Origin of the sequence: Pontibacillus sp. HMF3514 (assembly GCF_009858175.1) — a bacterium.
In the GTDB taxonomy this organism is placed as follows: Bacteria; Bacillota; Bacilli; order Bacillales; family BH030062; genus Pontibacillus.
This window is the reverse complement of record NZ_CP047393.1, coordinates 1,708,226-1,727,613: the sequence shown is the minus strand read 5'-3', so window position 1 is coordinate 1,727,613 and position 19,388 is coordinate 1,708,226. Positions and strand designations below refer to the sequence as shown.

Genomic DNA, 19,388 nt, shown 5'->3' with positions numbered 1-19,388 from the left:
ATGTTAATACCTCGGCTTTCTGTTCTGTATTTCCTCTAAAAATTGTAGATAATGCTCATATCGGTATTCCGGAATATCTCCATTTTGCACAGCTTCTTTTACAGCGCACTTCGGCTCTTTTTTATGCAAGCAACCACGAAACTTACAATACTCTCCGTACTTTCTCATCTCAGGAAAACAGTCAGGCAGTTCATCATATTCAAGCGTTTGAAACTCTAACGAACTAAAACCAGGAGTATCAGCTACAAGCCCTCCATACATATCAATTAACTCGACATGACGCGTTGTATGCTTTCCTCGTCCAAGACTTTTAGAGATATCATTCGTTTCAAGGTCTAATTGAGGTTTTAACGCATTTAGCATTGAAGATTTCCCTACCCCTGACTGACCAGCTATGACAGTTACTTTCCCCTTTAAATAAGAGGATACTTCATGCAAGCTGTCTTCCACTTTCGATGACCCTACCACTACTTGATATCCAAGCGCCTCATAATCTTTCTTATATGTTTCTATAGAAGTTCGGCCTTCTTCACTTAATAAATCCATTTTAGTCAGAACAATAATCGGTTCAATGTTCATAGATTCAATAAGTACTAAGAAACGATCCAGTAAAAGTGGCTTGAAATCAGGTTCTACGACAGAGGCTACGATAATCGCCTGATCTATATTAGCTATTGGTGGTCGAACGAGTTCATTTTTCCTAGACTGAACATCAAGGATATACCCCTCTTCGTTTTGATCCATTTCAAATGTAACGTCATCTCCAACTAAAAGCGTAATTTTCTTTTTACGAAAGTTCCCTCTTCCTTTACATTGATAAACAGAACCTTCTGATTGTACATAATAAAAGCCGCTTAACGATTTTATAATTTTACCGATTGGCATTTACTCATTTTCACCTTCTTCATATGGTACAACTTCCTCTTTTACAACGGTATCATCAAGCATCACTTTATAACGAGCTTCTCCTCCTGCTGGGATCGTCAAGTTTAAGTTGTATTGTGTGTTCTCCGTAATTTTTTCTTTCTTTGCAACTTCAGTGATGTCTCGATTCATATCACCTATATAGATTTTCACATTGTGTTTCTTAGGTTTTTCTTTATCATCTTCATCTTGATTTTCATTGACTCTTACCGTAAACGTTACAACTTTATTTACAGGAGGTTGCTCTTTCATTCCTTTTGAAACCCATACTTCCACTTCAGTTCCAGGTGTAACTTGTGCATATGGTTCAGGCTTCTGTCGAATGACCTCTCCTTCAGGTACTGTTTCAGAAAACTCATACTTTGTTTCTTTTAAAGAAATATTATTCGTTTCTCCAATTACTCTATATACTTCTTCTAAAGTTTTCCCTGTTAAATCACGTAGAGTGACTTTCTTAGGACCATCACTCACTTCAAAGATGACTGTTGTATTCTCTGGAATGACCATCTCCCCAGGGGCAGGCTCAGTCTGTCGAATAATTTCACCCTTTGGTACATCCGGATTATTCATGGTGTATTTAATAACTGAATATCCTTTGCCTTCAAGTAGCTTCTTGACTTGTGAGAATGTTTGTCCCACATAATCTTCAAATTTCACTCTCTCTTTTCCTAAGCTTGAAAAGATCGTGACCCTTGCACCTTCTTTTATCGTAGTACCAGCTGAAGGATCTGTTTTAATAACATAACCTTCCTTCACGTCGTTGGAATGAATGGATTCACGCTTAACTTCAAGGTTTTGCTCACTGAGTTTTTCATATGCATCTGCGTATTCCATACCTGATACATCTTCAACTTGTACATCTTTAGGAATTAGTAACTTTGGCAAGAAGAATAACCCGACAATACCCGCTGCCACAACAAATAAAAGCAAGCCTATTAACCAGGGTTTCCATCGAAAGCCCTTCTTTTCTTTCTTTTCCTTCTTAAGGGCTGAATGATCTGTATTATGAATGATGGTCTCGTCCTTAGCCCCATCTTCTTTATACATATCGTTTGTTATCACTGGAATTGCCTTTGTAACTTCCTCATCTTCTGGAACAGGTATAACAAACTTCTCTTCATTTTGACGAGATGGATGAAGGGCTGTTTCTAAGTCTTCTACCATGTCATGGACGTCGTTATATCGGTGAAATGGATCCTTAGCTGTTGCTTTTAATACAACATTCTCAACGCTTTGAGGAATGTCAGGATTCCACCGTTTTAATGAAGGGGTTTCACTTTGCAAGTGTTTTAAAGCAATAGAAACAGCCGATTGACCCGAAAACGGCAATCTCCCTGTAAGCATCTCAAACATAACAATACCAATTGAGTATATATCCGATTTCTTTGTTGCCATACCTCCACGAGCTTGCTCAGGAGACAAATAATGAACGGAACCTAGAACAGAATTCGTTTGTGTTAAAGATGTAGCACTTAGCGCCATTGCAATACCGAAGTCTGTTACTTTTACTTGTTTATGTTCATCAATTAAGATGTTTTGTGGCTTAATGTCCCGATGAATAATATCGTTGTCATGTGCATGTGTAATAGCAGCAGTAATCTGTTTAGTAATTTCCAATGATTCTTCAACTTCAAGTGGACCATATGTTTGTATGTATTGTTTCAAGGTCATCCCGTCTACATATTCCATCACCATGTAATAAATATGTTCCTCTTCGCCAACATCATAAATATTGACGATATTCGGATGTGATAAACTAGTAGCTGAATGGGCTTCGCGCCGAAAGCGAGCAATAAATTCATCATCGTTTGCATATTCTAAACGTAACACTTTGATCGCTACATCTCGATTCAGAATCGTGTCCCTCGCTACATAAACGTTTGCCATGCCCCCGCCACCAATAGTTTCACGAATCTCATAGCGATCATTCAGTAAATGGCCATTGAGCATTAGGATGCACCTTCTTCCATTGGCTCATCATAATGCACAAGAACTAATGAGATGTTATCCTCTCCGCCTCGTTCATTAGCGAATTGGATAAGCTTCTCAGCTGCTTGCTCAAGAGGTAATGGTTCTTCAACAAATTCAATTAATTCATCGTCTGACATTTTATTAGATAGCCCGTCCGAGCAAAGTAACAACTTATTATCCTCTGTCCATCCTATTGTCTTAACATCCACACTTGTTTCTTCTTCTGTTCCGAGAGCTTTCAATAACACATTTTTACGAGGATGATGCTCTGCATCCTGTGTCGATATTTGCCCTGTACGAACGAGTTCATTTACTAATGAATGGTCTTCAGTAATTTGTTTGAACCCAAATTCATTATCAAGATAACAACGACTGTCACCAATATGGGCAACGGTAACAAATTCATCCGTTCCTATTGAAGCAACGATAGTCGTCCCCATTCCCTGACATTCTTCATTTTCTAAAGCATGTTGGAATACTTCTTTATTAATTTCCTGAATTTGCTCATTTAACCATTTTTCTGCATCATCAGGAGTTTCAATCTTTTCAGCTTCCAGCCATCTTTTATGTATAGAAGTTGTTGCAATATTACTTGCAACATCACCAGCCCGATGACCACCCATGCCATCAGCCACAACAGCTAAAAACTGATCGTGTTGATTGAAAAAGATTCCCCCTGCATCTTCGTTATGGCTACGAACTTGACCTTTGTCTGTTAAAAAATAGCCATTCATGGTTTCACCTCGTCTCTTTCTTACGTTCCAAAGCACGTCACTTTCCACAAGTATTCCTAACTTTACTATAGGGTGGATTTCTCCTACTTCCATAATTACCACAGAGGCTACACGTTCTCCTGCATCACCGCAAGCTTTTTGTACTTTTCTTTCGTACATATGTGAACGTATAGCCTCTTTTCTGATATAAAACTCTTCATCTAGTTTATCATGAAGTACTTCAATAAGGGTTGAACAATTTATTTCAGAACCTTCAACCCGTGCCTATTTTATTAGTTTCACTAGGATTGTTATGCCTTTTTCTTCAATCTAGTTAAAAAGAAACCGTCTGTATCAAAATCCTGAGGGAATAATTGCAATCCCCATTGCGTAATGCCCGGTAAATCTTGAGCTTCTTCAGGAAGTTCATCGAAAAATGCTTGATCCACCTCATACTCAGGATGGTCCTCCAGAAATTGTTGGATACGCTTTTCATTTTCTTCATGGTCAACTGTACACGTACTATAAACCAATTTCCCATTTTCTTTTAGCAATGAACTCACAGCATCTAGCAGTTCTCCCTGTATGTTAGATAGAGCTAAAATATCATCTGTTGTTTTAGAGTATTTAATATCAGGTTTACCACGGACAACCCCAAGTCCAGAGCAAGGTGCATCCAGTAAAATGCGGTCAAAAGTGTTTTCTTCATGCATGGAAGGTAAGTTACGACCGTCAGCCTGTTTAGCTGTAATGTTTTCAAGCCCAAGTTGTTCTGCTTTATTTCGAACAAGCTTTACTTTCTTCTCATGAAGATCATAAGCAAACACTTCACCCGTATCGTTTAGCTTTTCAGCAATATGAGTAGCCTTACCACCTGGTGCTGAACAAGCATCTAATACTTTCATATCAGGTTTCAAATCCATCATTTCGCCAACGAGCATAGAACTCTCATCCTGAATTGTAACAAAACCTTGTTGAAATAAAGCATGATTGACGATATTCCCTTTAAAAATAAGAATTCCTTGAGGAGATAATATTGATGGTTCACAATCGAAGCCATCTTGCTGTAAGCGATCGATAACCCTTTCTCTTGTTGCTTTCATAGGGTTTATACGAACACTCATCGTTGGACGTTGCAAGTTTTGATGACACATGCTCTTCGTTTCTTCCATGCCATACATCTCAATCCAACGTTTCACAAGCCATAATGGATGACTCGTTTCCACAGCTAATCTTTCTACAGGATCTTCGATAGAATCAAGTGAAGGAAGCCCTTTGCGTTGAACATTACGCAAAATGCCATTCACCATAGACACGATTCCTTTGTGCCCACGTTTCTTTGAAATCTCAACCGCTTCATTTATAACAGCATGATCTGGCACACGTTCGAGATACACCATTTGATAGACTGACATATAAAGAAGCCAAAGCACCCATGGCTTTAGCTTACTTTTCTTTTGAACAAAGGGTGTAATATAAAAGTCTAATGTATGTTTGCGTTGGATGGTCCCATAGACAATTTCCGTTAACAAAGAAGTGTCACGATTGCTTAGACCTCTCTTTTCAATTGCTTGGTTAATAAGGAGGTGACTATACCCACCTCCATCTCCAACTCGTGTTAAAATATCCAATGCTGCATTTCGTAATGCCATATTACTCATCGTCTTCTCCTAACATTTCACCAAGGTAAAGGGCTTGTCCAGCTCCTCTTAAAAAGGAACCAGCGTCCATACGTTTCTTACCTGAAGGTTGTAAATCCGTAATTTTTATGCCTTTGTGATCACCACAAAGCACAACAAACCCATCTTCATAGATACGGACAACCTCACCTGGTCTACCATCAAAGTTCTCATCAATCTTTTGTCCCCACCAAACTTTCATAGGCTTACCATTCCATTTCGTGAAGGCAACAGGCCATGGGTGAAGGCCACGAATATGATTGTAGTTCGTCCAAGCATCTTTAGACCAATCAATTTCCTCTTGCTCACGTTTAATATTGGAAGCAAACGTCACCTTGGATTCGTCTTGTTTAACAGGCTCAATTTCACCGTTCAGAAGTGAAGGTAACGTTTCACTTAGAAGCTCTGCACCTGCTGCTGCCAGCTTATCATGAAGGGTTCCAACATGGTCTTGATCTTCTATTTCAACAGATTTCTGAGACAGAACATCACCTGCATCTAAAGCTTCAACCATATACATGATTGAGATGCCTGTTTCCTTCTTCCCTTGTAAAATAGAATAATGGATCGGAGCGCCGCCTCTTAATTCTGGTAATAAGGAAGCGTGGACGTTAATACATCCATACTCTGGTCCATCTAATAGGTCTTTCGGCAAAATTTGTCCAAAAGCAGCAGTTATGATTAAATCAGGCTCATATGCTAATACGTCCTCATATTCATGTTTGATCTTTTCTGGTTGTAATACAGGAATATCATGATGCTTCGCTTCTACTTTTACTGGTGGAGGTGTCAGCTCTCGTTTTCTTCCTTTTGGTCGATCCGGCTGTGTAACAACGGCTACAACATGATAGCCATCTTTAATTACTCTTTGAAGAACAGGTACGGCAAAATCCGGCGTACCCATAAACACGATGCGTTTCATCCGGATATCTCACTCCTTACATTAGCTGGTATGGTTGAAAATCAATCGTAATTTGTAAATCATTGTTTTGTATAGCATCTTCATGTATTTGAAACAGTCGATTCATAATTTTTAACAACGATGGTTCATCTCTATATTTTATCATGCATTGATATCGATATCTATCCTTGATCCGTGTCAAAGGCGATGGTGTCGGGCCAAGTATAATTGAGTTGTCCGATAAATGGTTCCGTAAATACTGACCCATCTGCTTCGTAATATCCATCGTGTACATCTGATTTGGATGAGATACGGTGAGAAGCACTAAAAAATAATAAGGTGGATATTGAAACATCTTTCTCATTTGCATTTCTTTCAAGAAAAATGCGTCATAATCATATTGGCTCGCGAGCTCAATGCTATAATGTTCTGGTGTATAGCTTTGCACAATAACTTCACCAGGTAGCTTGTGACGTCCCGCGCGTCCACTTACTTGCGTTAATAGCTGGAACGTTTTTTCAGATGAACGGAAGTCAGGTAAATGCAGTAAAGCATCGGCTGCTAACACCCCTACTAATGTGACGTTAGCAAAGTCTAACCCTTTTGCAATCATTTGTGTTCCAAGTAATATATCTGCTTCCTGATTTGCAAATTGAGTCAACAAACGTTCATGGGCACCTTTTCTTCTTGTTGTATCGACATCCATCCGAATAATTCTTGCCTCAGGAATTAGCTGTCCTAATGATTCTTCTACCTTTTGTGTACCCGTACCAAAATAACGAATGGAATCACTCTCACAAGAAGGGCAAATGGTAGGCATGGCTTCTTCATAAGAGCAATAGTGACATTTTAACCGTTCGCTTCGGCGATGATATGTTAAAGCAATATCACAATGCGGACATTCCATAACATGACCACAATCTCTACACATTACAAATGTCGAATAGCCACGTCTATTTAAAAACAAGACCACTTGTTCCCCTTTTTGGATGCGGTCTAATATTTTTTCGTGTAGAACATGTGAAAACATTGATCTATTGCCTGCACGCAGTTCTTCTCGCATATCAACCTTCTCTACTTCAGGCATCGCTTGTTCATTCATACGCTTCTTTAGGCTCAAGAGCTTATAGACGTCCTTCTTTGCTCTTGCGAAAGATTCTAATGTAGGGGTAGCACTTCCTAGTACAACAGGACAATGGTGGTGTTCCCCTCTTTTAATCGCCACATCTCTTGCGTGATAACGAGGATAATCCTCTTGTTTGTAGCTCGATTCATGCTCTTCATCAATAATAATAATACCGACATTTTCAAAAGGAGCGAAAATGGCAGAACGAGCTCCTACAACCACTTGAACTTCTTTTCGTTGTACTTTACGCCACTCATCATATTTTTCACCGTAAGAAAGGGCACTGTGCAGCACAGCAACCTTAGAACCAAACCTACCTTTAAACCTTTCCACCATTTGAGGTGTAAGAGCAATTTCAGGCACAAGAACAATCGCTTCTTTCCCTTTGTCTATCACCTTTTGAATGGATTGTAAGTACACCTCTGTCTTACCACTACCTGTCACACCATGTAATAGAAATGTGTGGTGTTCTTTATGTTCAATCGATTGTAAAATGGGTTCAATGGCTCCCGCTTGTTCTTCTGTTAAATCAAATGGTGTTGTTCGCTCATACTCCCGATCTTGGTATGGGTCACGGTATACCTCTTTATGAACTTCTTCGAGAAGACCTTTTTCTATTAAAGGTTTTAGAGAAGCTGTTGTAGTCGATAAAACCTCTAATAGCTTTCTCCGGTGTACTTCTTCTGTATTCTCTAAAAAGTAGGAAAGGATCAACCTTTGCTTTTTAGCACCTTTAGAAAGGTCTTCATAAGCCTCTTCTAATTTCATAACATCTACAGCGGGGGCTATAAATGTTTCCGTCTTTTTGGTTTCTCGACCTTTAACTTTGTATTGAACCTCTAACAGACCGTCCTGAATTCCTTTTTGAACCTGCCTATAAGAAACAGTAGACTCTTGTAAATCCTCATAAGAAATAACCGCTCTTCCTGCGAAAAGCTTAGCTAGTTCATCATTTAGTTCTTCCTCTTCAGCAAGTAGCCACAACTCTTTTTTATATTTTGCCTTAAGTACTTGAGGAAGCATGGCTTGAAAGGCAGTTATGTATAGACATAGCGTCGTTTCAGAAATCCATTTACCCAAATCAATGAGTTCGTTTGTAAGGACCGGGGTGAAATCCATAACATCGACAATATCTTTCAATTTATCTAATTTGGTCTCACCCGTCACATCAATCACAAACCCCATAATTTTTCTAGGGCCAAAAGGAATCACAACCCGCATCCCTCGTCCCACAACAGATTCCAGATGTTCAGGGATACGATAATCGAAAAGACGGTTTGTTTGACTTGTTGGCACATCAACTATGACACGAGCTATCTTCACTTCTGAACATCCTTTAAATCATCCAATATACGATGCAAAATTTCATAAGCTACTTCGTCCTTTGATAAAAGTGGATAGTCTTTTTGTTCACCCTGTCTGTTCAGATAGCTTACGATATTTGTATCGCCTCCAAACCCTGCACCTTCTGATGAAATATTGTTTACAACGATGGCATCAAGATTTTTCTTTTCTAACTTTTGTTTTCCGTAAAGATAAGGATCTTGCGTTTCTGCAGCAAAACCTACTAAAAACTGATGTTGTTTCCTTTCGCCAAGCGCTTTTAAAATATCCTGAGTACGCTCCATTTCAATCACAAGGTTTCCGTCTTTTTTCTTCATCTTCTGATCATAAGTATGTTTTGGTTTATAATCCGCAACTGCTGCTGCTTTTATAATGATGTCCTGTTCTTCGTAATGTTCTAAAACACGTTCATACATTTCATGAGCTGAATGGACTTGAATAACGTTAACTCCTTTTGGAGGATCCAAGTTTGTCGGTCCAGAGACCAAAATAACTTCTGCACCTAATAAAGTTGCTTGTTTTGCGAACGCATAGCCCATCTTCCCTGAAGAGTGGTTTGTAAAAAAGCGCACAGGATCGATTTCTTCATGAGTAGGTCCTGCTGTAATCAGCACACGCTTACCTTTTAACAAAGACGATGATTCCTCAGACTTTTCTAAAACACTCACAATAGTTTCAGGCTCTTCTAATCGACCTTTTCCAACATATCCACATGCTAGATAGCCATCACCTGGTTCAATAAAACGATACCCAAAGCTTTCTAGTCGTTTAAGGTTATCCTGTACAGCCTGGTGAGCATACATATGTACATTCATAGCAGGTGCTACATATACAGGTGCAACTGATGCCAGTAATGTTGTCGTTAGCATATCATCTGCGATACCATTTGCAACTTTACCAAGTAAATTTGCTGTAGCAGGAGCTAACACAATTAAATCAGCCCAATCTGCAATATCAATGTGTGCGATTTGCTCAGGTATCTTTTCATCAAATGTATCCGTATAGACCGGATTTCGTGATAGCGCTTGAAAGGTTAGAGGGGTTACGAACTCCTGTGAACTCTTTGTCATCACCACAGTTACATTCGCACCAGCCTGAACAAGCTTACTAGTTAATGCACAAGCTTTATAGGCCGCGATCCCACCTGACACCCCTAGTAATACATTTTTTCCTTTAAGCATATTTAGTCGCTCCTATTCTGATTAAGAAATACTACATAAGGATCCATATATAATTCGGTCTGATCCTTTGGTGTGCCCCCAACAAACAAAAATAACAACCTGAGTAGGTTGTTATTCTGCGTCTTCATCTACGGAGTAGTATAGTTTCCCTTGATTCACTTCTTCAAGAGCAATACCAACATACTTTTCTGAATCATAATCCTCAATAAGATACTTTTTCGTTTCTTGCATTTGTCGCGCACGACGTGCAGATAACGTAACTAACGTATACTTGGAATTAATATTTTGCATTAACTTATCAATGGATGGTTCTAACATCATTATTCATCACGCTCCAATGCTTTTTTATACTGAATCGCAACACGCTCACGCTTGCAATGTTCACTACGAACAATGGACTGGACCGTTTGAACAGCCGTGTCAACTTGGTCGTTAACGACTACGTAATCGTAGTAGTCCATCATTTCGATCTCCTCTTTCGCAGCTGCTAAGCGATTCGTAACTAAGTCTTCTGTTTCAGTACCTCTACCGATGATACGATCTTTTAAATCCTCTAAACTTGGTGGGATTAAAAAGACAAATACACCTTCTGGGAAGTTTTCTTTTACTTGAAGAGCACCTTGAACTTCAATTTCTAAAAATACGTCATTCCCAGCATCTAGTTGTTGCTGAACGTATTCTTTAGGTGTTCCGTAATAGTTTCCCACGTATTGGGCATATTCAATCAATTGTTTATTCGCAATTAGATCTTCAAATTCCTCTTTTGTTTTAAAGAAATAATCTTCTCCATCAACTTCACCTTCACGTGGAGGGCGTGTTGTCATGGAAATGGAATATTTTAAATCCGTATCTTTTTCAAATAACGATTTACGAACCGTTCCTTTCCCTACACCAGATGGTCCAGAGAGTATAAATAAAATGCCTTTCTCATCAATCACAATAATGCTCCTACCCTTCCTCTGACATGTCCTCGTGACTAATCACTCGACCTCCAACTGTCTCAGGTTGAACAGCCGATAAGACAACATGATCACTATCAGTAATAATAACCGCGCGGGTACGGCGGCCATATGTAGCATCTACCAGTTTATTATTGTCACGTGCCACCGTAATAATCCGCTTAATTGGTGCACTTTCTGGTGAAACGATCGAAATAATTCGATTTGCTGATACAACGTTACCAAATCCTATGTTGATTAGTCGTAAGCTCAAAATGGCTCCTCCTTCGATGTAATGCCAATACTATAATTATATGAAAAATTTTAAAGAAAACACAATCATTATTCAACATTTTGTACTTGTTCTTTTATTTTTTCTATCTCACTCTTTAATAATACAACCCATTCACTGATTTTTGCATCGGTTGATTTTGAGCCTACTGTGTTGGATTCACGGTTCATCTCTTGGACAATAAAATCTAATTTGCGTCCAATTGCCCCTTTATCATGTAAAGTTTGACGAAACTGATTGACATGACTAAACATGCGCGTGATCTCTTCTGCAATATCACCTTTCTCAGCAAGCAAACCAACTTCATGTATGATACGTGAGTCCTGATCTCGCAATTCTTCTTGGGTGTATTCCTCAATACGACTTTTGATGCGTTCTCTGGTTTCTTCAATGACAATATCCCGTCGAGATTCAAGATTTTCAACTGTGCTTTTAATTACAGACAATCTATTATCCATATCCTCTCGTAAGGCATGTCCTTCTTGTAATCGCATTTCACGAACTTGTTCAGTTGATTCTTTAACGGCTTCAAGAATTGCTATTTTCACTTGATCTTCATGTTCCTCTTGTTCTTGAACTGTAAACAAATCGTTCATTTCGGTTAAATTTTGAAAAGATACTTCACCTTGCAACTGATAGCGTTCTTGAGCTGTTTTTATTTGTGTAATGAATTGATCCATCAGATCCCAATCAACATTTAAAGTCCTGGTTGTCAGCCCTGAACCTTCAAGGGTAACATATACATCAACACGACCTCTTTGAAAATCCTTTTGAATAATTTTCTTGATTGAATCCTCTAAATATAAAAGTGACCGAGGCATCTTGGCAGACATATCTAAAAAGCGATGATTGACGGTTCGAATCTCAACTGTAATCGTTGTGTCATCCAGTTGTTTAATACTACGTCCATAGCCTGTCATACTTTTAACCATTCGTATCACTTCCGTTTCTATTCGGTTTTCTTATCTATAGGTAGTTTATCATGAAATTCAACACTTTACCTTTGTAAATCGTGTAATGATGAATTCAATGAATATTACAGTACCACAGAAAAAGAGCTGTCGCAAAAGCGAACAGCTCAAACTAACGTTATTTTTAATGCATTGGAAAGAAAACAAGCTGGATAAGGAACAGAAATCCAAATACATAGAGTAACCAATGAACTTGTTTTCCTTTTCCACTAACAAGTTTTAGTAACGGATATGTGATAAAGCCCATAGCAATACCTGTTGCAATACTTGAAGTTAGAGGCATCGTCAAAATAATGATGAAAGCTGGAAATGCCTCATCAAATGTTCTCCAGTCAACACGAGAAAGTCCCTCCATCATAAAACAACCCACAATGATTAACACAGGTGCTGTAATCGCAGATACGCCTGCAATCGCTCCTATGAATGGGGAGAAAAACATAGATAGGAAGAACAGTCCTGCAACAACAACCGATGTTAAACCTGTACGACCACCTGCTGTAACGCCTGATGTTGACTCAATGTAAGCCGTTGAAGGGCTTGTACCAAGTGTTGAACCAACTGTTGTAGCTACAGCATCTGCCATTAAAGCTGATTTCGCTTTCGGTAATTTACCATTTTTCATGAAGTTAGCTTGCTCGGCAACACCAATTAACGTCCCAGTTGTATCAAAAATCGTCACAAGAAGAAAAGCAAATACAACAGCAAATAACCCTTCTGAAAACACACCAGCTAGATTCATATCAAAAAATGTTGGCACAGGTGGTGCTGATACCACACCATCAAACTTAAGGTCCCCCATAAACATCGCAATAATAGCTGTTGCGATCATACCGAAGAATAGAGCTCCTTTAACGTTGCGTGCCATTAATGTAAGCGTAATAAATAAACCTACAATGGCGAGGATCGTAGTCGGTGCTTGCAAATCACCAAGCGTAACCATATTTGTCTCACTAGGAACAATAATCCCTGCAAACTTTAGTCCCAAAAAAGCTATAAATAGTCCAATACCTGATGTAATCCCAAACTTCAATGAATTAGGAATCGCTTCAATGAGCATTTCTCGGATATTCGTTAAACTTAAAGCGAGGAATAATACACCCGCAACAAATACGGCTCCAAATACAATATCATAAGAAAAGCCATTTTCCATTACGACCGTTACAAAATATGCGTTTAATCCCATTCCGGGTGCGATAGCGATCGGGTAGTTGGCGAGGAGTGCCATTAATCCAGTCCCGACAATCGCTGAAATAATTGTTGCCATAAATACTTGACCAGACGGCACACCTGCAGCGCTTAAAATAGCTGGGTTTACAACGATGATATAAAGCATGGTTAAAAATGTTGTAATACCTGCGTTCACTTCTGTACGGATGTTCGTGTTATTTTCTTGCAATCTAAAAAACTTATTCATGGTCAACACCTAACTTTTACGAATATTAATAACAAACAATTATTATAATATTCGCTTTTAGGTAGTTTTTCAATGGTTTTCTATGAAAAATCTTTGTAATTAGTATAAAAAGCTGATATCGAACATAAAAAAAGAGCTTGAATAAGTTCAAGCCCTTTTAAGCAAAATGCATTTAGTATTTAATCTCTTATTTTTTCGTATAGCCAAACAAAGCAGTAGGTATTGCACTTAGTGCTAGTATGAAGATCCAATCTCTAAAACCTAAATTCATTGTATGGAACACGTCTTGTAGTGGTTGATAATAAATAACAACCATAAGTAATAATATAGACGAAATAACTGCTCCTACAAGGTACAAGTTTGAAAAAGGATTTCTGGCAAAAACCGAACGATCACTACGGCAATCAAAAACATGAATAAGCTGTGCCATGACTAACGTAGTAAATGCAACTGTCTGACCATAACGTAAATGTTCAGGATCCCCTTGATACGCCAGCATAAATGCAATTAACGTCACGATTCCAATCATGAAACCACGGGAAATAATTTTAAAGCCAAGACCTCTTGAAAAAATTCCTTCTTTAGGGTTTCGAGGGGCGCGCTGCATAACGTTTCCTTCAGATTTATCCAACCCTAACGCCATGGCCGGTAAACCATCCGTAACTAGATTCACCCATAAAATTTGAACCGGAACTAGCGGTAAAGGAAGTGCTAACAACATGGCGAATAACATAACCAAAATTTCTCCAACGTTCGAAGCTAGTAAGTATCGAATAAACTTCCGTATGTTTTCATAGATGTTACGTCCTTCATGAATGGCAGATTTGATCGTTGCAAAGTTATCATCTAGTAATATGAGAGATGAAGATTCTTTCGCAACATCCGTCCCACTTCTCCCCATTGCAATACCTATATCACTCGCTTTAATCGCAGGCGCATCATTTACACCGTCGCCTGTCATCGCTACGACATGCCCTTGTTTTTGGAAGGCTTTCACAATACGTAATTTATGTTCAGGTGTTACACGAGCAAATACATAGACGTCATCAATGATATCTTCAAGTTCTGTTTGTGACATCGTGCTAAGCTGATTCCCTTCCAGAACCAAACCATCCTCTGGCATAAGGTTAAGGTCTAAGGCAATAGCTCGTGCTGTTTTGGCATGATCACCTGTTATCATGACCGTTTTAATCCCCGCTTCTTTACACTCTCGTATTGCTTGTTTCACTTCTTTTCGAGGTGGGTCGATCATCCCTGTGAGTCCTACAAAAACTAGATTCTTCTCTAATTCAAAATCTTTTAAGGAATCTGTCGGTTTTAAAGGTTTGATACAAATCGCAATGGTTCGTAATGCACCATCAGCCATTTCATAAAGAGCATTCTCTATCTTTCTCTCATCTTTAGGTTTAATTGGCGCCTGTCCACTATCGGTTCTCACATATTTGACTCTCGGTAATAAAACATCAGGTGCCCCTTTTGTGATGACAAAACGATTACGCTGGTCATCCTCCACGACCATGCTCATTCGTTTACGGTCAGAATCAAACGGGATTTCATGTATGACTGTATAGGAAGAAAGATCCTTTTCAGCAACCCCTGCTTTTCTTGCAGCAACAAGTAAAGCTCCTTCAGTCGGATCTCCATCTATATAATATTGGTTATCTTTCTGACGAAGGGTTGAGTGATTACATAAAGCACCGTATGTTAACATATCACGCATAAGTGGAACTTCCATCGGATTCACTTTATGTTCACCGTCATAGTAGCTTCCATCTATATCGTATCCTTCACCTGAAACATGAAAACGATCAGATAAAGTAAAAGCTTGTTTCACCGTCATTTGGTTTTCTGTCATCGTTCCTGTCTTGTCCGAACAGATCACAGATGCACAACCTAACGTCTCTACTGCTGAGAGTTTACGAACAATGGCACGTTTTTTAATCATCCTTTGTACACCTAGTGATAAGGCTACCGTTACAATAGCAGGCAATCCTTCTGGTATAGCTGCTACAGCGAGTGAAACACCAGCAAGGAACATGTTATAAAGTGGATGACCTTGAATGACACCAAGAACAACTACAAATGCAGTTAATAATAGTGCAGTAATAATTAAGATTTTCCCTAATTCAGCAAGCTTGCGCTCAAGCGGTGTTTGAACGCGTTCTGTACTCACGAGCATAGAAGCAATTTGCCCCATAGCTGTATTCATTCCAGTACCAACAACTACCCCCACTCCACTCCCTCTAGTAACCAGGGTGCCTGAAAAAGCCATATTTAACTGATCGCCTATTTCTACATTTTCATCAGCTAGCTCCTTTGCGTTTTTGGCTACAGGTAAGGACTCACCAGTAAGAGATGATTCCTCCATTTCCAGAGATTTCACATCAACCAAACGGAGATCTGCACTAACACGATCTCCACTAGAGATTTTCACAACATCTCCCACCACGAGTTCTGAAGAAGGCACCTTTCTCCATTCGCCATCTCGCAAAACGGAAGCTTGGGGTGCAGACAACTCTTTTAATTTAGAAAGAGATTTCTCTGCCTTTTGCTCCTGTATGAAACCAAGAACACCATTAATAAACACAATGGCCATAATTGCTATTGCATCTACATACTCTCCTAGTAATCCTGATATTAGTGTTGCGGCTAATAGAACCAGGACCATAAAATCTTGAAATTGGCGAAAAAATAGAATGAGCCAGTTTGTTGCTGACCCCTCCTCTAAAACATTAGGCCCAAATTTGGACAACCGTTCCTCTGCTTGTTTTTCCGACAAGCCTTCTCGTATGTTTACAGCGAGTTTTCTTGCTAAGCTTTCTGTTTCATACTGATACCATTTCACGCTACATTCCTCCAAGTATGAAATTCTGTCTTATACTTATTCAAACTCGTCCAAGAAAATGCTAGAAAGTCTTTGATGGAAAGTTATCACTTGAAGAATGAAGTACTAAGCAGCTATAAACGTAGCGGGTTATATCCAAAAGAAGATTAAATAGTTCTGTCTATTTATTTTTCAAAGAGCACAAAAGGTACCTACTCCCTTCTCAATACCAAAGCGTACTTGAAACATGCTATAATAGATAACTGCGAGGTGATTACCATGTCATTTGATGGAGTTGTCACCCGGGCGGTAACTCATGAATTAGAACAGACGTTAACTCCCGGAAGAATTATGAAGATCTATCAACCAACACAAACAGAGCTTGTATTTACGGTACGTAGCGGAGGTAAAAATCATTCCTTATTAATCTCAGCCCACCCCTCCTATGCACGTATGCACAATACAGATATGAGCTTTCAAAACCCTAAAGAACCGCCAATGTTTTGTATGCTTCTGCGTAAGCATTTAGTCGGTGGATTTATTGAATCCATCGAACAAGAAGAAATGGAACGTATCATTCGTATAAACGTTAGAGGAAAAGATGAAATTGGTGACGAAAAAACCAAAACGCTTGTTGTAGAAATTATGGGGAAACACAGTAATATACTCCTCGTAGATCAAGAGCGCGAGATGATTTTAGACAGCATTAAACACATCTCCCCAGCTCAAAACCGCCACCGAACATTACTGCCAGGCCATTCATACGTTTTACCACCTAGGCAAGGAAAAACGAACCCGCTCAAGCTAGACAGTGAACAGTTCGTTAAAAAGCTTGATTTTAATGCTGGTAAAATGGACAAACAAATTATGGGGATATTAATGGGTTTCTCTCCTATGATTGCGACTGAAATCGCCTATAGAGCACGACTCGGATCATCAGAAAAGTACAAGCAAGTGTTTGAGGATGTTAAATCCACCTTGCTCAACCATGAATACACACCATTAATCATCCGTGACCCTAAGGAAATCTTTTATGTGGTCCCACTGCAATCTAAAGGTGCTGAGCCTGAAACATTCAAAACAGTAAGCGCTATGCTCGATGCTTATTATTCTGGTAAAGCTGAACGTGATCGAGTGAAGCAACAAGCTGGTGACTTAGCACGCTTTATGAAAAATGAAAAAGAGAAAAATGAACGTAAAATAAAGAAACACCACGAAACCTTAAAGAAAGCCGAACAAGCTGATCAATATCAACGATACGGTGAACTTCTTACTGCTCACATGCACTTAGTGAAGCCTGGCGATGAGTCTGTAACTGTAGTGGATTACTACGACCCTGAACAATCAGAACTCACTATCGAGTTAAACCCAAATAAAACGCCAAGCGAAAATGCTCAGGCCTATTTCCAAACCTACCAAAAAATGAAGAAATCAGGTGAAGTGGTTTTACAAGAGATTGAGAAAGCAAAACAAGAAATTCGATATTTTGAACAGCTACTTCAACAGATTGATTCAGCTCGTGAAGAAGACATTGAAGAAATGCGTGAAGAATTGCGAGAAGAAGGGTATCTTAAAGCAAAACCAGAACAAAAGAAGAAAAAGAAAAAACCACACGTCCCACAACCAGAAACGTATCAGTCAACAGACGGTACAACGATTCTGGTTGGGAAAAACAATAAGCAAAACGAATATGTTACGAATAAAATGGCTCATAAAGAGGATACGTGGCTTCATACGAAAGATATCCCTGGATCTCACGTTGTTATTCGGAGCAGTGAACCGAGCGAGGATACCCTTTTAGAAGCAGCTCAATTAGCAGCCTATTTTAGTAAATCAAAAGCCTCATCATCCGTGCCGGTGGACTATACAAAAATTCGTCATGTTAAAAAACCAAGCGGTGCCAAACCAGGCTTTGTAACGTACGACAATCAAAAAACGTTATTTGTAACACCAGACGAAGCGATCATCCGATCATTAAAAGCGTAAACGAAAAGACTTACAATGGGAAAAGCAGTTCAATCAATAACCTTGATTGAACTGCTTTTTAACTGAGCTTTTAGACTATTCTTCAACTAAAGCCCCCTTATCTGGAAGACTTGGAATCGAGATAATGTGCGTATGGTTCCGTTGCTTTTGTGCAGATCGGCGGGCTGTGGAACGGGTTGCTTTCCCCGGAAGACCGATCGAGCTTCCTCGTCACTTCGTTCCTGCGGGATCTCGCTCGCCCTTTCTACCGGAGGAGTCAACCCGTTCCACAGCCCACCTTAGCCGAATGGAGATTAACGGAACCGCCTTAGTTTTGGGATGAGGTGTTCTGATTCCAGGTAGTATAACCCTATCATGACAAGGCTCTGAACAACTTCTCTGAATATGATTTCCAACCAACATGAGGTGGGATAGCCAAATTATGGTCCGTTAGTTTCCATAATCGCGTGGAGGGAAGGAAACGGCAAACTGTCGTGGTAGCAAAGGCAAGACGAGACCCCGCAGGAACGAGGAGGCTATACAATGGAGGTTCTACTAAAACCGCCACATCATGTGGCAACGTAGAACTACCCCACGTCGTGTGGGGCAACAACAGGCTTGCCGTTTCACTGACCGCAACAAATTACTCAACAGCAACGGACTCTTCTCAGTTTCAAGTCTTCAACAATCCTGCCATTTAATTGAATAACATTTAACATAAAAAACCTTTTATAAAATAAAAACCAGAGATCATAATGATCTCTGGGTATCCTATAATTTAGAATAATTTATCGTGTTAACTTATCATTTATATATCTATTACGAAACTGAGAATATCAAAATAAATAGTGCTATGGTTCCGATATAAGTAGTGGCAGCATAGATCCAGCCTACTTTTTTATGCTCTTTGATCACAAGAGCGTTAAATACTCCAAATACTAACAGAGAAATCAACAGGCTCATTAATGCTTCTATACTAATGATCGAACCATTAAAGGAAAATGCAATCCAAAAATACAAATATAAATAACATGTAAATAATCCAATCACTGCATTACCAACCATAATCAAAGCTTGTCTTTTGAAGGACATATTCGTATCACTGCCTTTAGGATTCATGCTTTGTCATGATTGTACACTTGCTT

At 39.2% G+C, this 19,388-nt stretch carries 15 protein-coding genes; 1 reads left to right on the top strand and 14 read right to left on the bottom strand.

All coding sequences use genetic code 11. From position 1 onward, the window contains the following. Positions 1–3 precede the first annotated feature (3 nt). From rsgA to GS400_RS08875, 13 genes are all read right to left on the bottom strand, one after another. The gene (gene rsgA, locus GS400_RS08935) at positions 4–885 is read right to left on the bottom strand and encodes a ribosome small subunit-dependent GTPase A (protein WP_160101003.1); all 882 of its coding nucleotides are present in this window, start codon (positions 883–885) and stop codon (positions 4–6) included. Then, positions 886–2,874, bottom strand: a complete 1,989-nt coding sequence (pknB, locus tag GS400_RS08930) for a Stk1 family PASTA domain-containing Ser/Thr kinase (RefSeq protein ID WP_160101001.1) — start codon at positions 2,872–2,874, stop codon at positions 886–888. Continuing rightward, entirely contained in the window at positions 2,874–3,788 is a 915-nt protein-coding gene (locus GS400_RS08925; RefSeq protein WP_370519774.1) for a Stp1/IreP family PP2C-type Ser/Thr phosphatase, read from the bottom strand. Before GS400_RS08925 ends, pknB begins: the two co-directional genes overlap by 1 nt. 131 nt (positions 3,789–3,919) lie before the next feature. Then, positions 3,920–5,269 (bottom strand): 16S rRNA (cytosine(967)-C(5))-methyltransferase RsmB, encoded by a 1,350-nt coding sequence (gene rsmB, locus GS400_RS08920; protein ID WP_160100999.1) that lies wholly within the window; start codon positions 5,267–5,269, stop codon positions 3,920–3,922. Further along, the gene (fmt, locus tag GS400_RS08915; RefSeq protein WP_160100998.1) at positions 5,262–6,209 is read right to left on the bottom strand and encodes a methionyl-tRNA formyltransferase; all 948 of its coding nucleotides are present in this window, start codon (positions 6,207–6,209) and stop codon (positions 5,262–5,264) included. Before fmt ends, rsmB begins: the two co-directional genes overlap by 8 nt. A 16-nt stretch (positions 6,210–6,225) precedes the next feature. After that, positions 6,226–8,637, bottom strand: a complete 2,412-nt coding sequence (gene priA, locus GS400_RS08910) for a primosomal protein N' (protein ID WP_160100996.1) — start codon at positions 8,635–8,637, stop codon at positions 6,226–6,228. Then, positions 8,634–9,839 carry a bifunctional phosphopantothenoylcysteine decarboxylase/phosphopantothenate--cysteine ligase CoaBC gene (gene coaBC / locus GS400_RS08905; protein WP_160100995.1) on the bottom strand — a complete coding sequence of 402 codons (1,206 nt, stop codon included), beginning with the start codon at positions 9,837–9,839 and terminating at the stop codon, positions 8,634–8,636. The genes priA and coaBC overlap by 4 nt, the downstream gene beginning before the upstream one ends. A gap of 111 nt (positions 9,840–9,950) precedes the next feature. After that, positions 9,951–10,160 carry a DNA-directed RNA polymerase subunit omega gene (rpoZ, locus tag GS400_RS08900; protein WP_160100993.1) on the bottom strand — a complete coding sequence of 70 codons (210 nt, stop codon included), beginning with the start codon at positions 10,158–10,160 and terminating at the stop codon, positions 9,951–9,953. Further along, complete coding sequence (gene gmk, locus GS400_RS08895) at positions 10,160–10,777, bottom strand: guanylate kinase (protein WP_160100991.1); 618 nt, start codon at positions 10,775–10,777, stop codon at positions 10,160–10,162. Before gmk ends, rpoZ begins: the two co-directional genes overlap by 1 nt. 10 nt (positions 10,778–10,787) lie before the next feature. Continuing rightward, on the bottom strand, positions 10,788–11,051 hold the full coding sequence (gene remA, locus GS400_RS08890; protein ID WP_027448232.1) for an extracellular matrix/biofilm regulator RemA: 264 nt from the start codon (positions 11,049–11,051) through the stop codon (positions 10,788–10,790). 68 nt (positions 11,052–11,119) lie between these two features. Then, positions 11,120–12,001 carry a YicC/YloC family endoribonuclease gene (locus GS400_RS08885; protein ID WP_160100989.1) on the bottom strand — a complete coding sequence of 294 codons (882 nt, stop codon included), beginning with the start codon at positions 11,999–12,001 and terminating at the stop codon, positions 11,120–11,122. 163 nt (positions 12,002–12,164) lie between these two features. Continuing rightward, positions 12,165–13,454: an NCS2 family permease gene (locus GS400_RS08880; protein ID WP_160100987.1), complete on the bottom strand. Its 1,290-nt coding sequence runs from the start codon at positions 13,452–13,454 to the stop codon at positions 12,165–12,167. A gap of 187 nt (positions 13,455–13,641) precedes the next feature. Then, positions 13,642–16,299: a calcium-translocating P-type ATPase, SERCA-type gene (locus GS400_RS08875; protein WP_160100985.1), complete on the bottom strand. Its 2,658-nt coding sequence runs from the start codon at positions 16,297–16,299 to the stop codon at positions 13,642–13,644. A gap of 258 nt (positions 16,300–16,557) precedes the next feature. Between GS400_RS08875 and GS400_RS08870 the strand changes: the two genes are divergently transcribed. After that, the gene (locus tag GS400_RS08870) at positions 16,558–18,264 is read left to right on the top strand and encodes an Rqc2 family fibronectin-binding protein (RefSeq protein ID WP_160100983.1); all 1,707 of its coding nucleotides are present in this window, start codon (positions 16,558–16,560) and stop codon (positions 18,262–18,264) included. A gap of 798 nt (positions 18,265–19,062) precedes the next feature. Here the strand turns inward: GS400_RS08870 and GS400_RS08865 are convergent. Further along, positions 19,063–19,362 carry a DUF6903 family protein gene (locus GS400_RS08865; protein ID WP_160100981.1) on the bottom strand — a complete coding sequence of 100 codons (300 nt, stop codon included), beginning with the start codon at positions 19,360–19,362 and terminating at the stop codon, positions 19,063–19,065. Positions 19,363–19,388: the final 26 nt, after the last annotated feature.

Excerpts from the sequence above, each read along its gene's own strand:
- GS400_RS08865 (WP_160100981.1), bottom strand. The coding sequence starts at position 19,362 with ATGAATCCTAAAGGCAGTGATACGAATATGTCCTTCAAAAGACAAGCT.
- GS400_RS08870 (WP_160100983.1), top strand. The coding sequence starts at position 16,558 with ATGTCATTTGATGGAGTTGTCACCCGGGCGGTAACTCATGAATTAGAA.
- fmt (WP_160100998.1), bottom strand. The coding sequence starts at position 6,209 with ATGAAACGCATCGTGTTTATGGGTACGCCGGATTTTGCCGTACCTGTT.
- coaBC (WP_160100995.1), bottom strand. The coding sequence starts at position 9,839 with ATGCTTAAAGGAAAAAATGTATTACTAGGGGTGTCAGGTGGGATCGCG.
- pknB (WP_160101001.1), bottom strand. The coding sequence starts at position 2,874 with ATGCTCAATGGCCATTTACTGAATGATCGCTATGAGATTCGTGAAACT.
- rsmB (WP_160100999.1), bottom strand. The coding sequence starts at position 5,269 with ATGAGTAATATGGCATTACGAAATGCAGCATTGGATATTTTAACACGA.
- GS400_RS08880 (WP_160100987.1), bottom strand. The coding sequence starts at position 13,454 with ATGAATAAGTTTTTTAGATTGCAAGAAAATAACACGAACATCCGTACA.
- rpoZ (WP_160100993.1), bottom strand. The coding sequence starts at position 10,160 with ATGATGTTAGAACCATCCATTGATAAGTTAATGCAAAATATTAATTCC.
- rsgA (WP_160101003.1), bottom strand. The coding sequence starts at position 885 with ATGCCAATCGGTAAAATTATAAAATCGTTAAGCGGCTTTTATTATGTA.
- GS400_RS08925 (WP_370519774.1), bottom strand. The coding sequence starts at position 3,788 with ATGTACGAAAGAAAAGTACAAAAAGCTTGCGGTGATGCAGGAGAACGT.
- GS400_RS08885 (WP_160100989.1), bottom strand. The coding sequence starts at position 12,001 with ATGGTTAAAAGTATGACAGGCTATGGACGTAGTATTAAACAACTGGAT.